Source organism: Escherichia sp. WS2035, assembly GCF_046487065.1.
GTDB classification, from domain to species: Bacteria; Pseudomonadota; Gammaproteobacteria; order Enterobacterales; family Enterobacteriaceae; genus Escherichia; species Escherichia coli.
This window is the reverse complement of sequence record NZ_JBJQKD010000016.1, coordinates 22,974-36,617: the sequence shown is the minus strand read 5'-3', so window position 1 is coordinate 36,617 and position 13,644 is coordinate 22,974. Positions and strand designations below refer to the sequence as shown.

Genomic DNA, 13,644 nt, shown 5'->3' with positions numbered 1-13,644 from the left:
TACCTGCCTTTAAGGTCTTTTCACGGCTGAGATGCTTGCTCAGTTAAATAAATGTGCGGTACTACTGGCTATGGTCGGTTGTATGACATGGTTATTCCATAAACTATTAAAACCCATAACGGGAGTATTACCGTTATGGTGATGCTCGTCGTTTTACATCGGAGAGCATTTTAATGAATTTTCAAATTAACGAAGTTTTTAATAAATTTGCTGCTGTTATAAAATCGCGCATCGTCAATGAACCATCGTCATGCTATTTGCTGCATGATAATGAGATAGATATAACGATTTTGAAACATAGCATATTAGAAAATGACAGAAACCTGTTGTACGTAGTTCGTCCTTCAGGAACGTGTTTGTTGCGTTGTGACAAATATTTCTATCCGAAATATTATCTTCGTTGCCGTGGAGATTATAAGTCATTCATATATGTCCATCTTGATCTACATAGTGGTGAAGCTAAAGAAATCACATGGGAGCAAGCAGACGATATGCTGTCTAGTCCAGGAAAACCCCCATTAAAAGGGAATCTTGGACGATTTGAGTATATAAAAGTTGTGGTTGAGGACCTTCGTATTCGAGGTTACGCTGATTATCTTCCTGCGTATAATCTTGATGACCTTCGCCGTTTTGCCTTACAGGACGACCGCCCATCCCTTGTCAGATACATTGACAATGTCATGGCAACGGTCTGATTGATTGCTAATTGATTTACATATTTTCCCTGATGGCCAACCTGCATCAGGGAGGCCTCAATAACGAATGGAGGCTGTATGAAGTTAGCTACGGACCTGGTAAAAGCTATTTTGATTAGAAATGGCGTTGAACCAGTAAATATAAGCGAATCATCTAAGTTATCTTTGAAACAACCACTGACAGAACTTAAATTCAGTTTATATTTGCGAACTGAGCATTTATCTCACTTCCTACCCGGTTATGTTTATTCTATAAAAGAATGTCCACTGTCATATGACATCGGGATCGAAATTCAGAAAATCTTCGAAAGTTTACATTTGTTAAACGAAGAATTTGAATCCCTCGGTTTTGTTTCTGTATGGATAGAAATGCATCAAAGCATTTTTGAACAAAGTCGGTTTAAGAAAAGTAACTTTACTTTTCGGGAGGAAGAGGTCGAGCTTGCTAAAGGGCTTGTTTGTTCTCACAATTCACAAATAAGTAATGCGGCTTATTTCTGGCTTCAGCACTTTGAGGAGTTTATGATTTATGTTCGTAATAAGCTTATCGACCTCTTTCGAGAGGCCTATGACCTGATCCTTGGAATGCAGCAAGTATTTTTCATTCGGGAAAAGGAAGAGCTGTTGAAAACTATAAGTTATGGCGATGAGCTGTATGAGGTGAAATTCATGGCGGCTGAGCTTTACTCTATCGAACAGAACTTAAAGTGTTCTGAATCGATAAGTACAAAATCTCAAGCTTCGGCATATATTAACCGCATCCGTGAGTTTGTGCGTTCGGGGTGGAGGCAGGGCTATATAGTCTGCCATCATAAGCGAAGTAATCAAATTTCATCATTGTCATTACCGATGTACTTGAAAGATACGTCAGGCCGAAGTGCTCGAAAGCGAGTAAAACGTCTTATATCTTCTACAGTTTGTGGTAGAAATAAAGATTTAGGTCTTACAGATTTTTAATTAAATTATACCCATGTGGGGATCACACCCCATATGGGAGTGATCCCTTTTTTTATTGAGAGAGGATCACATGAAAATTATCGAAAAAATCATTAATGCCTTTTTGGTTGTTCAACATAAAAAAATACAGGTTAAAAACATTACATTTTTAGACAATGGGCAGGGCATGTTCTCTGGTATGTCTTTTGATGCTGATGTTTCACTGGAGTTTATGTATGAATCAGCAAAAGCATATAGTTCTTGTTTCTGTGATATTCCCTTTCCAGGTTTTGAAGATGCAAATCTGGAGGAAATTACGAAATTTCAATTAGATGCTTTGAAGCAAAGAAAGAATCATTCTTTCTTTGTTAACCATTTGAGGTTTCCTATAGTTTTAAGGGAAGGGTGCAAAATCGAAAGAGGAGAAGTCTATTCAATTTCGAATTGCACTTATAATAAAGAAAGATTGCAGTATCTTTTTTCTCAGGATATTTACGGTAAGTTGTATAATTCCTTAGAGAAAGAATTAAGCTCGTTTTTCTCATTTATCAATGTTGAGGTGCACGAGTTGTTAAAAGATGCTGTATGCTTTGCATTAAAAATCCTGAATAAGATATCTTTGGATACACCTGAAAGACTTATTAAAGCTTTTAATTATCGTGACTGGTATTGTAGTTACGATGTTGAGCTTTTTAGGAAAGGCTTACCTGGTCATATTCTGGAAGAGCTCATTGCTCCAGATATCTTACTTTCAGACCTTAACGGTTGTAGAAAAATACTTAGAAATGCAAAACGATTTCTAAATGGACATACACAAACCAATTGTGTTTATATTAAATATGAATGGTGGTTGGGGCCTGTTGATACCTCACACTCAGCTAAGTTGATGTCTGACAAAGAAATTAATAACCGAAGTGACTTGAAGAATTTTTCAAAGGTCTTTTTCAAAGAGTGTTTAAGTTCTGGTAAGTCGGAATATGAAAACCATCTTAGTGAAAAAGAACATGCGCTTCGCTATAATTATTAATTAAAATTATTTTCTCCCATAGGGATTTCTCCCTATGGGAGAAATCCCTCTATTAAGAGGGTATTGAAATGAATGCTATACAAAAGTTAGTTGAATCTATTCTTGTTAAAATGGGTTTTGTTGGCGCTGTAGTGGAAAATATATATTTGGATTCAAAACCATTTCGGCATATTCGATTTGTGGCTGATATTCCAGTAATATCTTTTCTACCTCATTTGGTGAAATATCTTAAGGGTGCAGACCATCTTTACAGTGGTAACGATGATTTGCATCCTCTTTTCATTTATTTTTCCGAAGCGGCTACATTAAAAGCAGGTCCTGTAAATCTCGCGAACTTTCGTTTTGAAGTTTCTATAGCTTCAACTCATTTACGACTGGTCTCAGAGCAGCCTGATTTGCTTTTCAAAGGATTTAACCGGGATAATCTAGAATACGTTTATTACCGCTCAGATTTGGCCTCTAAGGATCTTATACTAGGCCTTGTTGAACACGGTTCTCCTTTCATAAAACATCTACATGGACTTATACAAAAGCGAATTTTAAACGAGTTCTCTCTGATTTTTTCTGTTCTTGAAAAGATTTTAGAAAGCGCGAAGCCACAAATTCTTGCTTGCTTCCATAGTGTTGATTATGAAATGAACGTAAAAATAATAGCCGAAGCTATACCTGAAACTGTATCTAATCAGATAGTCACATCTGATTATATAGTTAATTCTATATCAGATGCGGACAAGTTTATAAATCATGTTCGTCGCTATTTAGCAGGCAGGGTAATGAAGAGGCGGATATACGCTGAATTAGATGTTTGTGAAGAAACATCAAGTATTTCACTAGTGAACTTAGGATGCTTTACGTCTCCTCTGCTCGTTACGGAATATCAAATGTTTAAGCCACACTCTTCAGGGTTATATCGAAAAGCTATAAACAACTCCTTAAAACAGTTCAAACCAGAAATGCATGTACCTTCTGAAGAACTCTTTTATAATTAATCTAACCCATCCGGGAACCTGCTTCCCGGTGGGAAGCACTTCCTTTTTAGTCATGAGGTAGTGTAAATGTTTAAAGAATCTGACCACGTGGAATTTGTTAGTGCCTTTCTTTATCAAAATTTAGGCCTTAATGTTTCCGCTGACGATATAACCGTTCAATTATCTGATACTTCGTTCGACAAAGTAACCTTTGATTACGATGTAGATATCGATAATTTAAATTGTATGTTGGATCTCTACATATCTGAGCTAATAAAGCACAACGCATCTTACTCCGATTCTATTCTTTTGAAACAAAAAATAATTTATTTTCTTGGAGTATTTAAGAATTTCGGATTTTTTACGTTTGATATTCGCGGATATAGTAATACTTTAAGCCCAGTTAAAGTTATTGATATTGTTTCAATGATTATTAATGACTGTGAAGAGTTATCTAAAGCTAATTCTTCTACTGATGCTATAAGAAATCTTTATCTCGATAAAATGAAGGTGGATGGGAAAGTGTTAGTTGCGAAATTTGCACTTAAACAGTTTTTTCATTCCGACTTTGGTGACTTTATCTCATTTGTCGAGAAAAGAATTACAGATTGTCTTAATGAAACTTTAAGGATTATCAAAGCTGTTGAACATGGCTTTGTACGTGTAGGGCAGCATAAGATTAATCGCCGTATTAATGATGACTTAAAGTTATGCATTGATTTCAATACTGATGATTATCCGGCAAATATGCCAGATATATATATTAAGTTTAACGATACATTTGATGGGAACGGGGCGTTATATTGTGACAATGATGCCCTCATATCCCTCTATACCGATGTTGCTTCAATTATCAATGTGCCGGTGATGATGGAAGTAAGATTGATCAATAAAAGAGGGCGTGTTGTCTGTGATTCTTCGCATTCAACTTACGTATCTCTCGAAAGTAATGACCGATACAGAGTAACTGATCGCACATTACTAATAACTGAAGCTTTTGACGATTTTCGTAACGCGTCTCAATGATCCTTTTGCTTCAGTCCAAAAAAGTAACTTTGGTTGGCTGAAGACACTTGTCTATGACAATGTAAAATCTGTCGCTGGCATCTTCTTTTAGCTTAACCAAATTTTTATCTAACCCAGTGGGGAAGTCGCTTCCCTTCTGGGGCACTTCCTCTCAAATTCGAGGTAGTGTATATGACACATTCATCTGATGATAAAAACTATGTCCGAGCAGTTCTGAGTTATCTTGGCATAGATTTTGATGAGGCGGATATAGTATTAAGTGTTTGCCATTGTCAAAGTGACGAGCTTTCTTTTACCTGTAATATCAAAGCTATTGAACTCAAGAATGTTGTTGATTTATATGTCGATAGTATCTCTGAGAATGAAATAGAAGCTTTAAACAGAGAATCTTTAAAATCGCGACTCTGTTACTTTCTTGAGGTGTTTGACGCAGTCTCTGGTCAGTACCTTGAAATTTCAGGAAAACACTTTGCAACTAGTCGTTTTGAATATGATGATGTTTGTAGTGAAGTTCTTAGCATGTCTAATGATGTTTCTCAGTCGAAAGGTTATGACCGGGATGAATATAACAGACTGATGCAGGTTGATGGTCAGGTTATGATTGCCCGTTTTGCTTTGCAACAGTTCTGGGATACTCATTTTATTGGACTAATAACATTTGTATCTGAGTCTATAACATCGAGCCTCTATAAAGCTTATGAAACTTTTAGTGATATTAGTTTGGCTTGCTATAAACTGAGTGAATATTCTTATTCACGCTCTATCAACAGTGAATTGACCCTTAATATTTCACTTAAAGAAAATGACTTCTGTGAGGACCTATCTGATTGCTATATGGAAGATGAGGCTTTACCTTCTGGTAGGGTAATTTCTCGACGCAACAATGACTCCATAATAAGTATTTATGAGAGCTATGCTGCGGCTTCTTATATTCCGATGATTGCATCTTTGGAAGTCGTTGATGAATACGGCGAAGTGGTTACTGACCTCTGCCATACCGTTTATGTTTCAGAGTTAACCGGTGGGCGGATTAAAATCCACGACCGTAATGACTTAGTATCTGAAGTTTTCGATAACCTAAGAAATTTAAATCTTGCAGTTGGAGATTCAGTTTCACAAGCTGCTTGATTCTTTCCCTGATTTTGATTTTTTCTCACATACTCTTATGGCACGGTTTCCGTGCCTTTTTTTTGCCTCGCTTACAAGCGTCTACTCCTCTTCTACCTATCCCACCTTACATCACCACTTAAAATCTATCTTTCTAATTCCATTATCCTTTTCGTAGCCTCTAATGCTCTGGTATGAACATACTCTTTAAACTCAAAAAAGTGCTATTAACGAAAAAAAATCCCTAAAGAGATTTGTATACTGTTCTCAACTAAGGAGAGCTCATGAATGAACTAAAATCCAAAAACGAGAACAGTACCAAAAGCAACTTTCCCCCGGTTGATAATCAGTTTTGCTTTTACCATGTTGATTTCAGCATAGAACGACTACTTTCTACGGCCGAGGATCTCCAGCTTGAGTACATCTTCCAGAAACCTGGAAGTGAAGTAAGAAAGGATTTGGTTGAGCGATTCGAACGTGGAGAGCGCTTTGTTACAGCTTCACACTGTGACAATTTCTGTGAAATCCTTGGTTGTCAAGGCCATCAGGAAAATGCATAAACCCATAAACCTACATTTCCACTTTTAAGGATGTTCACTAAAGAATGATTGGAGAAAGTATTTTTGACTGGGTAATTTACGGAATATCCATTTTGATATTTGCCTCAGCACTAATTGAAGGAAAGACAACTCGCTACCCAGCACTTTTTTTCTATGGGAGTTTAATTTTAATGTTAATCCTGATAGTTGCTGGAGGCCTTAACTGGTGGTTCTACAGGTCAAAATATGGCGCAGTAATCGTTATCTTCACAGTGGTTTCTTTACTGATGACTCGATTCCGCCTGGTCATATATAAATTAAGATTAAGAAAGTTAGTTTCAGAGATCAGATTTCGTATAAAAACGGGTTTTCGTATAATTCTTGTTTTGTCGGATAATGAGGATGAGCGTAATGTTCTGCTGTCTATGCTTAGCAACGTATTGCCAGAGCAAACGCTTATTCACACGCGTGATGCTCTCGGACCTCATTCAGGGCCTATCCTAAAAGCTCTTGAGCTACATCATCAACAGGGAACAGGTTACATACTCGTCTGTGAACAACAAATCTCAGCGCGTACGTGGTTGAGTATCGTAGAAAATGGGAAACCTGATACATCTATAGCTGTTAATTTTCATTCGATCCCAGAAATGGAGTGATTTTTCAATGAGTAGAACCGTTTCACAAAGTGTCACAGAAGATTGTCTTTTTGATACCCGCACACAAGTCAGATTACAACTAAGTCGAAGCGTTCATAAAACGCTGGCATCTGCTAAAGAAATTTTACAGGGAAGGGGGGTTGATTCGGTCTCTATTGAAGATCTTGTGCGAGCCTGTCTTGAAGAGAACCAGCCAATTGATCTCGCCTCACTTTACCTTGAAAATCTCTTAAAACAGAAAGGTACCAGCATTTGCGATTTTTAGTGTTTTCAAACCTATTAGATAAAATGCCGGTTGTGTTTATATAACATCAATAATTTCATGCAACAGGTAAAACATGAGTACTCAAAAGCAACTTTCCAGAACAACCGGCACTGAACGTATGTTTAAGGAAGAGCTGGCGTTATCCTTAATTTGTTGGGTTTTCACCAGTCCATTTACCAACTGGACCGATAAAGTCTTCAGTGGTATTGAAGTTCCGTCTGAAGGACCGTCAACATTACTGGGTGAGGCTGAAAAATTCTTTCGTTTTGTCGTTAATGAAGAAGGCTACGACGCAGGAAGGGCTGCTCTTGGTCTTGACCTATGTTGTTTTTCACTTCCGTCGTGTTTGTTCCCGGACGCTGCCCTGTCTGAGGAAGAGGTTATGAGTAAGTTAACCGGAGAAGTTATCCATGGGATTCTTCTTTCCTTACCTGAATTTATTGATATGCCAGAAGTGCTCGCTTACCAGGTCAGGGATGAAATTCTTGCTTTTAACACTCGCTGTGGAGACGGGATCTTTCATGGTTGGAACACGGCTTCAGAATTGTGGAAGTTTGAAATCTTTCCCCGCACCACCATCATGATGCAGCATACTTCGGCAATACATTAAAATTAGGCGGGGCAGAATGCATAAAAAACTTTTTCTTCTCGAATGGAAACCCTGTCAGAGCCGCGTATGGGCCGGTTGGATGGCCCTGTGGTTGACTATCAGTTTTCTGATGTTATCTGCCTTGCTTATGACAGATCATCTCCTGAACAAAGTCATCCTGCCGCCAACATGGTTGTTGATCTGGTTTTCGCCAATGCTGGGGTTTTTGATAAAAGTTCGCGTCGTCGAAACTCAACATTTCCTGGAGCATGACCTCTGTGTTGCAGGTTTCTCTTTTTACCGCTGGAAGAGGTTAGTTTCTCCCGGGCTTTGGTCAGTTGACTGTATAAATGGTCGTTTTCGCCTCAATCGGATCACCCAGGTGGGTAAGACTATCCACTATCCATGGCGTCTCCATTATCATCCTTTGTTCATGAGCCCTATCGAACATAAATCGCATGCTGTGAAAGCTGTTTCAAAATGACTTCTTTAGAGGTTTACATGACATTTATGTTCTGCAAGGTCAGCCAGGGCAGCAAAATTGATTTGAAATAACATGAGCCTGGAGAAACGTATGAGTTATGACGATTTGCCCTATTTTCGTGACCAGATTCTGGAACGTATCGACTCGCTTAAGTGTTTTCTTTCGAACACCCCCCCGCTGATGGCAAACCTGATGACTGTCTCCACCGTATCTCGAACAGAAGAGCGACTGAAGCAGGTTAAACCCATCAGGGTTAGTGTTAAAGACGATGCTTCGGTTGAGGAAATTATTCAGGCACTTACTGACATCTGTGTGGATGACATAGAGTCATTAAGTCATGATTCCACCAAAGTGACCACTAAATACCCGGGTCTTATCATTGTCCCAGAAAGAGCAGATCTTCTCGAAAGCTTGATCACATCTATAAATGAAGCAAAAAATGATTTTGCTGCGGCAATGAGGCGTATCGATAATAAAAAGAATGTCCGTTTTGATAAAGTGCACAAGAAGCTCCCGGGCCTTGTCGCTATGCACTCAACAAGAAATGTCCTTTTCATCAAGTCCCAGCTTAAAAAAGTTACTTTTTCATGGCGGCTAAACCGAAACCAGGAAGTTAAAACAGCAGAGCAACTTGTGAGTTTGTTGGAGCGCAGGAGAGCCTCAGAAGTAAAAAATGTAGCAACTACCAATTTGAATGTCGTGTCTAATATCGATAAGGCTTTACACCGTCTTGAATTTCACCCACTGAAGCAGGGCGAATCTTATCGCCTTTGTCGAACTAACTCTTTCCCTGTTCCGATTGCTCACATTTTTGCATTTAGGCCTGAAGGGCAGGAACGAAACGGGAATAAATATGCTGAGACTGATTATTCAGTAGTAAAAGCATCCTTGCCCATTTTCGCAGCAGGCAACATACCTCAATTAAAAACGCTCTCTGACTGGGCTCCTGAAAACAGCCAGGGCCCGTCCAACCAACGGAAGCTGAGCCTGAAATATACAGAACTCGTGCCGGGGGCTGAGCTGGGCATTTTCATTGTCAGCCCCGAAAATTAAGGAACAACAATGCAATGGATTTCCACAGCCAGCCAGAAAATCGATGAGCGTCTCTATCGTGTCTGCGTCTGGGTAAAAAAATATCACGCTGATGCGATTAACCGCGTTGTGCTTACCGTTGATCTAAGTAAAGCCCGACATGACCCTGACGAGGACCAGGTAAGAGCAGAGCTGCTGTGCGGCCATTATTTTTTGCTTCGTAAGGAAAACGCTTCGAACTCTGCGCCTGACGATCAAAAGTTTGCTTTCCTGCCTGACGGGCGCAATCTGTGTTGGCAGACCGCAACCCCGGTGCTTCAGCATCTCCTGCTCAATAAAAACGTTCCTGAGTCGCTGAGGTTGCTTACGGACTACATACATATGCGTCTGGCCAGGCTGACAATGGTACCAATGTCCGGAACCATCATGAACGAGGCTCTGCTGGACAGCATCAGCTGGGTTAAGGTGGATTTGACCTACTTCTGGCAGTACGAACAGCTCAGCTCTCATCTGGGACCCATCCAGATAACCCACAAGGCACTAGTACGCTTCGGGCATCTGGCAAAGAATGATGAAAACTCCAGTGCCATAAGAATCCTGCGTCAGCGTCTGTCTTCAGAATTCTTACAAGAATTTCAGATGGCTGAGGATGAGCTAAAGCGCAAACAGTCGTTGATGGGCACCATGGACGTGAAAATGCTGTTTCATGCTCATTACCCCAGCCAGAAGATGCTGGTGGCTCGATATAAAAATGGTTGGGTAATGGTGGATTGTTTTCTGTTTCATCATACCAAACCTAAGAAAAAAGCAAAAAACAAAACTACTGTGGCTAAGCCTCAACTTAAAGAGACTAAAAGAGAAGGGAGTGAAAATGGAACTGGGCATTATGGTGTGCATCGTGTTGTTACTCTCCGTGGCGGCGGCGTGGATCAGTAATAAGACAGTTGATTTGCTCGAAAGATTCTATTTCAAGCGTCCGCTGAGCATGGAGTACGCGGCATGGCTACGTGTAATGTGTGCAGGCTTGTTATTGGTTTTTATTCAGGTTGCTCCACAATTTACACTTCTGTATACCCTTAAACTTGTCACGCTTATTAATCTTGGAATCCAGACAATGAAATTAAATGGCGTGTACAAATATAAAAGAACGGGAATTTTGCCTCCGGGAGGGGCACTCTCTAATCTCACCAGACTTAACCCGTTCAAGAAAAAATAAAGTTATGCGCCCGTGAGGGCGCTATTCATCAAAGGCATTTCGCATAAGCTTGATCATTGCTTTTTTACCAGCTTCAATATTACGAATGTAGCGCATAACCATTTCTTCATTCGACCAGTTCCCCATTTCCATAATCTGTGGTAGCGAGTAACCTTCAATATTTAGCTGTATCGCTCCGCCTACACGAACGCTGTGCCCTGTCCAGTAACGAGTTTTAGTCTCATTTGGATAAAGCTCATTCCACATCTCTTTAAATGCTCGTAAAAGGGAATTTTTGCTGAGCATACCGGCATCGTCCACAGTGTCTTCTTCATCTTCATCGTTCAGAAGACTTTGCTTAGCACGATAGGGTAGGTTATGCCTTTTAAGAAGTTCAGATAGCTCATTCCCCTTACTCCGAAGCTTCCAGCCGGGTGGCATATAGCCTGTATCATGGAAATTTACGGCCTGGAAAAGGAATTCATCCGGATGACTGTGCTGATCCATTTTCACGAGGTTCATCAATCTCAAGAGGCAGTTAGTTAACTGACGTGTCAGCCGGTAGGTAAGAAGTGTACTAATGTTCGTTTTTGTACGGTATACCGTCAGGTTAAATTCACCGGTCATACTATCCAGAGACAGATCTTTCAGACGTATACGTCGAATTTCGGATGAACGGAGCAGTGTTTCAAAGCCTGTCCAGATCAGGCACAGGTCACGAAGTTTACGAACTGAGTTTGTAGTACTGCGTAACTTTATCAGAGCCTTGAGATCGCCAATAAGAAAGGGAGTTGCCTGTTTAGTCGTCTTTCGCTTCCGGGCTTCCGATTGTTTTAAGGCTTCCAGCATGTACCATGCTTCAGACGTAATAATCCCGGGCAGGTTAAGCCCTTTTTTATGGATACTATTTAAGGCCTGAAGACAGCTGTTTATGCTGCTTCGTGACAATTTGCCTTCAAGATGCCCCATAAACGCAAGCAGAGCGTCCTCAGACACGGGGAGCGAACTTACTGGCCAGTCTGTATGCAACCGGGCATTCGCCAGATACCATTCGTTCCATACTCGTAGCCAGTGCAGATAGGTTTTAGCAGTGTTGTATCTCAGATGGGAAAAGTAACGGATCAAGCGTGAAAGCTGTTTATCATGGTTGCCGAACGTTTCCAGCTGCTGATGCAATTCGCTTTCCGAAAACTGTCTGATCACTGATTGATTCTTCATCCTGCTCACCGGGATACACTGGTTTTAATTACAGGTCATTTTAGCACTCATGTACCTGGTTATGAACAGGGTGGAAACAACGAAAAAGGTTGTGAAATCGTTAGGCTTAAGTGAAAAATGATATTAAGATTATCCCTGGCCAGTTGAGGCCTGTCTAAAGAAGGTTGATTATGTCTGACACAAAGCAGTCTTATTTAATGAAATTCCGTAAGTGTAGTTCGTTCGAAACGCTCGAAAAAGTATTTGAAAGGTTATGTGAAAAAAACTCGGGTGTCGCCTCTCTTGAAATTTCTGGTGCTTATGATCATCGTAAAGCCGAACTGACAATGAAAAAGTTATATGACAAAGTTCCTGCGAGTGTGTGGACCTTTGTTCGCGAGTAATTATTAATATTGGCACAACAAAAAGACTGTGCCTAGATTTGAAAATAGTTTATGCCCCTTTCGGGGCTAAAGGCATTGTAATAGCCTGTCTTTTAAAGTTGTTTATTAAGTTCGGAGAAAAACTTTAATCATAAGCCAAGCCCACTGCTAAATACATCCGATATTCTCCTTCATTTTATTAGAAGTGATAAAAGTTACTTTACCTAAACTTCTCTCTCAATATTTGTAAGGCTCTCATTTGATTTTTGTCAAACATTAATCTGGAAGACGGAAAAATCATTTCTTTTAATACGTTTTACAGAAATCCTCCTCCGTTATTTCGGATATAGTTTGAATCATTATCAAAAACGGGGTGCAGCCATGCGTAAGAGTTATACATTTGGTATTCCATTTGGACTCCAGCGAGAATCAGGACTCTTTTTAGATATTACAGAGGTCAGCCGGGGTATTGACTGTAACTGCATCTGCCCCGCTTGCAAAACTGATCTGTTAGCAAAGCAGGGGGAGGTCAAGCTTTGGCATTTCTCACACAGTACAGCTGTAGCCGGTGACTGTGATGGTCTGATGGAAGCCATCCGGGGAAAGATTATTGAAGTCATCAACGAGCACCAGGTTCTTGGTTTCCCAAATCTTCTCGCTGGCGACGATGGTGGGCCGGTTTCACTGAATGAGGTTAGTGGAAGCGGCAGTATGTTCGGAGGCACAGCTGATCTGTTCGTAAAGGTTAATGATTTATGTGTGGCCGTCTTTCTGGACAGGGATCGCAGCATTTCAGAGAAGTTAACCTTTGACCATCTTCATCCTTCCGAAAGAGTTGCCGCATTGCGTATCGATCTTCCTGATATTGAATATGAAATCAGTCAGGTGCAGCTCGGGCGACGTAAAACAACATACAGTGAGTGCATTGAAAGCCTGATCATTGATGAGACCAGTTCCCGGGAATGGCTATATCATCCATTAATGCATGAACTTGAATCTGAACCTCTTCAGGAGTATCGGGGACGGGAGCCTTCAGAGGAAGGGCCTCTTCTTCAGCGCCTTGCTGACTGTAAGATGAAATTGCCTGATATCCTTCCGGGCAGTCATAACGCGCTAGTCAGGTTACAGCAGGATACGATTGTATGTCTGTGTCGGTTAACGGTTCGGGCTTATGACATCGCTCAGACCGATGAATTTCCTTTGTTCCTTCGCTATTTCAGGTTGCACTGCCTGGAAAACAGCGAACATGTCAGTTACGAAAGACTGATCTGCTGGCAGGAAATGATTTCAAAAACCCAGGAAGGCCAGTCCTTGACACAAAACGAACTTGAATATCTTCATGAGATTGTCCGCATCGCCTTTTACAATCACCGGCTTAACAATGTCAGTATTTCAGATGTTAAAAACCATGACACTGGAAAGAAGAGCGGCAGGGTAGAGTCACAAAATTATTCACTTTTATAAATAACTTGGGCTTTGCGCATTAAACCCTTGCCGCAGGCGGTGTACCGCATATCCGGCACAGACAGTCAGTTTTTTCTGGCA

General features: G+C 40.4%; 17 protein-coding genes. 16 read left to right on the top strand and 1 reads right to left on the bottom strand.

The genetic code is table 11. The annotated features are described in order from the left end of the window. Positions 1-173 precede the first annotated feature (173 nt). The 14 genes from ACJHX4_RS21575 (at position 174) to ACJHX4_RS21510 (ending at position 10,540) form a co-directional block, all read left to right on the top strand. Complete coding sequence (locus ACJHX4_RS21575) at positions 174-695, top strand: hypothetical protein (protein ID WP_001010933.1); 522 nt, start codon at positions 174-176, stop codon at positions 693-695. 78 nt (positions 696-773) lie between these two features. Beyond that, positions 774-1,652: a hypothetical protein gene (locus tag ACJHX4_RS21570; protein ID WP_000762004.1), complete on the top strand. Its 879-nt coding sequence runs from the start codon at positions 774-776 to the stop codon at positions 1,650-1,652. A gap of 70 nt (positions 1,653-1,722) precedes the next feature. After that, on the top strand, positions 1,723-2,658 hold the full coding sequence (locus tag ACJHX4_RS21565; RefSeq protein ID WP_000691118.1) for a hypothetical protein: 936 nt from the start codon (positions 1,723-1,725) through the stop codon (positions 2,656-2,658). Between the two features lie 68 nt (positions 2,659-2,726). Further along, positions 2,727-3,647 (top strand): hypothetical protein, encoded by a 921-nt coding sequence (locus ACJHX4_RS21560; protein WP_000991699.1) that lies wholly within the window; start codon positions 2,727-2,729, stop codon positions 3,645-3,647. 66 nt (positions 3,648-3,713) lie between these two features. After that, on the top strand, positions 3,714-4,652 hold the full coding sequence (locus tag ACJHX4_RS21555; RefSeq protein ID WP_000472043.1) for a hypothetical protein: 939 nt from the start codon (positions 3,714-3,716) through the stop codon (positions 4,650-4,652). 171 nt (positions 4,653-4,823) lie between these two features. Beyond that, positions 4,824-5,780 carry a hypothetical protein gene (locus ACJHX4_RS21550; RefSeq protein WP_046788424.1) on the top strand — a complete coding sequence of 319 codons (957 nt, stop codon included), beginning with the start codon at positions 4,824-4,826 and terminating at the stop codon, positions 5,778-5,780. Between the two features lie 263 nt (positions 5,781-6,043). Further along, positions 6,044-6,319 (top strand): hypothetical protein, encoded by a 276-nt coding sequence (locus ACJHX4_RS21545; protein ID WP_001004201.1) that lies wholly within the window; start codon positions 6,044-6,046, stop codon positions 6,317-6,319. 44 nt (positions 6,320-6,363) lie between these two features. Further along, positions 6,364-6,954, top strand: coding sequence for a hypothetical protein (locus ACJHX4_RS21540; protein WP_000578892.1), 591 nt, complete (start codon positions 6,364-6,366; stop codon positions 6,952-6,954). 7 nt (positions 6,955-6,961) lie between these two features. Next, positions 6,962-7,219 carry a hypothetical protein gene (locus ACJHX4_RS21535; protein WP_001371933.1) on the top strand — a complete coding sequence of 86 codons (258 nt, stop codon included), beginning with the start codon at positions 6,962-6,964 and terminating at the stop codon, positions 7,217-7,219. Between the two features lie 73 nt (positions 7,220-7,292). Further along, positions 7,293-7,829 carry a hypothetical protein gene (locus ACJHX4_RS21530; RefSeq protein WP_000107168.1) on the top strand — a complete coding sequence of 179 codons (537 nt, stop codon included), beginning with the start codon at positions 7,293-7,295 and terminating at the stop codon, positions 7,827-7,829. A gap of 16 nt (positions 7,830-7,845) precedes the next feature. Next, positions 7,846-8,292 carry a hypothetical protein gene (locus ACJHX4_RS21525; RefSeq protein ID WP_000549069.1) on the top strand — a complete coding sequence of 149 codons (447 nt, stop codon included), beginning with the start codon at positions 7,846-7,848 and terminating at the stop codon, positions 8,290-8,292. Between the two features lie 90 nt (positions 8,293-8,382). Beyond that, the gene (locus ACJHX4_RS21520; RefSeq protein WP_000119427.1) at positions 8,383-9,345 is read left to right on the top strand and encodes a DNA replication terminus site-binding protein; all 963 of its coding nucleotides are present in this window, start codon (positions 8,383-8,385) and stop codon (positions 9,343-9,345) included. A 9-nt stretch (positions 9,346-9,354) separates the two neighbouring features. Further along, positions 9,355-10,260, top strand: a complete 906-nt coding sequence (locus ACJHX4_RS21515; protein WP_001198594.1) for a hypothetical protein — start codon at positions 9,355-9,357, stop codon at positions 10,258-10,260. Next, entirely contained in the window at positions 10,196-10,540 is a 345-nt protein-coding gene (locus ACJHX4_RS21510; protein ID WP_001805195.1) for a hypothetical protein, read from the top strand. Before ACJHX4_RS21515 ends, ACJHX4_RS21510 begins: the two co-directional genes overlap by 65 nt. A gap of 21 nt (positions 10,541-10,561) precedes the next feature. On the opposite strand, the gene ACJHX4_RS21505 is transcribed toward ACJHX4_RS21510, so the two are convergent. Beyond that, positions 10,562-11,737: a tyrosine-type recombinase/integrase gene (locus tag ACJHX4_RS21505; protein ID WP_000795947.1), complete on the bottom strand. Its 1,176-nt coding sequence runs from the start codon at positions 11,735-11,737 to the stop codon at positions 10,562-10,564. 170 nt (positions 11,738-11,907) lie between these two features. Here ACJHX4_RS21505 and ACJHX4_RS21500 point away from each other — a divergent pair, with 170 nt between their 5' ends. Together ACJHX4_RS21500 and ACJHX4_RS21495 are read left to right on the top strand one after the other, a co-directional pair. Next, positions 11,908-12,120 carry an Hha/YmoA family nucleoid-associated regulatory protein gene (locus tag ACJHX4_RS21500; protein WP_001285422.1) on the top strand — a complete coding sequence of 71 codons (213 nt, stop codon included), beginning with the start codon at positions 11,908-11,910 and terminating at the stop codon, positions 12,118-12,120. A 360-nt stretch (positions 12,121-12,480) separates the two neighbouring features. Beyond that, a complete protein-coding gene (locus tag ACJHX4_RS21495) occupies positions 12,481-13,563 on the top strand; it encodes a hypothetical protein (protein ID WP_001232449.1) in 1,083 nt (360 codons plus the stop codon). The last annotated feature ends 81 nt before the right edge of the window (positions 13,564-13,644 follow it).

What these genes read in the sequence shown, in the direction of transcription:
- ACJHX4_RS21575 (WP_001010933.1), top strand. Translation starts at nt 174, where the DNA reads ATGAATTTTCAAATTAACGAAGTTTTTAATAAATTTGCTGCTGTTATA.
- ACJHX4_RS21570 (WP_000762004.1), top strand. Translation starts at nt 774, where the DNA reads ATGAAGTTAGCTACGGACCTGGTAAAAGCTATTTTGATTAGAAATGGC.
- ACJHX4_RS21565 (WP_000691118.1), top strand. Translation starts at nt 1,723, where the DNA reads ATGAAAATTATCGAAAAAATCATTAATGCCTTTTTGGTTGTTCAACAT.
- ACJHX4_RS21560 (WP_000991699.1), top strand. Translation starts at nt 2,727, where the DNA reads ATGAATGCTATACAAAAGTTAGTTGAATCTATTCTTGTTAAAATGGGT.
- ACJHX4_RS21555 (WP_000472043.1), top strand. Translation starts at nt 3,714, where the DNA reads ATGTTTAAAGAATCTGACCACGTGGAATTTGTTAGTGCCTTTCTTTAT.
- ACJHX4_RS21550 (WP_046788424.1), top strand. Translation starts at nt 4,824, where the DNA reads ATGACACATTCATCTGATGATAAAAACTATGTCCGAGCAGTTCTGAGT.
- ACJHX4_RS21545 (WP_001004201.1), top strand. Translation starts at nt 6,044, where the DNA reads ATGAATGAACTAAAATCCAAAAACGAGAACAGTACCAAAAGCAACTTT.
- ACJHX4_RS21540 (WP_000578892.1), top strand. Translation starts at nt 6,364, where the DNA reads ATGATTGGAGAAAGTATTTTTGACTGGGTAATTTACGGAATATCCATT.
- ACJHX4_RS21535 (WP_001371933.1), top strand. Translation starts at nt 6,962, where the DNA reads ATGAGTAGAACCGTTTCACAAAGTGTCACAGAAGATTGTCTTTTTGAT.
- ACJHX4_RS21530 (WP_000107168.1), top strand. Translation starts at nt 7,293, where the DNA reads ATGAGTACTCAAAAGCAACTTTCCAGAACAACCGGCACTGAACGTATG.
- ACJHX4_RS21525 (WP_000549069.1), top strand. Translation starts at nt 7,846, where the DNA reads ATGCATAAAAAACTTTTTCTTCTCGAATGGAAACCCTGTCAGAGCCGC.
- ACJHX4_RS21520 (WP_000119427.1), top strand. Translation starts at nt 8,383, where the DNA reads ATGAGTTATGACGATTTGCCCTATTTTCGTGACCAGATTCTGGAACGT.
- ACJHX4_RS21515 (WP_001198594.1), top strand. Translation starts at nt 9,355, where the DNA reads ATGCAATGGATTTCCACAGCCAGCCAGAAAATCGATGAGCGTCTCTAT.
- ACJHX4_RS21510 (WP_001805195.1), top strand. Translation starts at nt 10,196, where the DNA reads ATGGAACTGGGCATTATGGTGTGCATCGTGTTGTTACTCTCCGTGGCG.
- ACJHX4_RS21505 (WP_000795947.1), bottom strand. Translation starts at nt 11,737, where the DNA reads ATGAAGAATCAATCAGTGATCAGACAGTTTTCGGAAAGCGAATTGCAT.
- ACJHX4_RS21500 (WP_001285422.1), top strand. Translation starts at nt 11,908, where the DNA reads ATGTCTGACACAAAGCAGTCTTATTTAATGAAATTCCGTAAGTGTAGT.
- ACJHX4_RS21495 (WP_001232449.1), top strand. Translation starts at nt 12,481, where the DNA reads ATGCGTAAGAGTTATACATTTGGTATTCCATTTGGACTCCAGCGAGAA.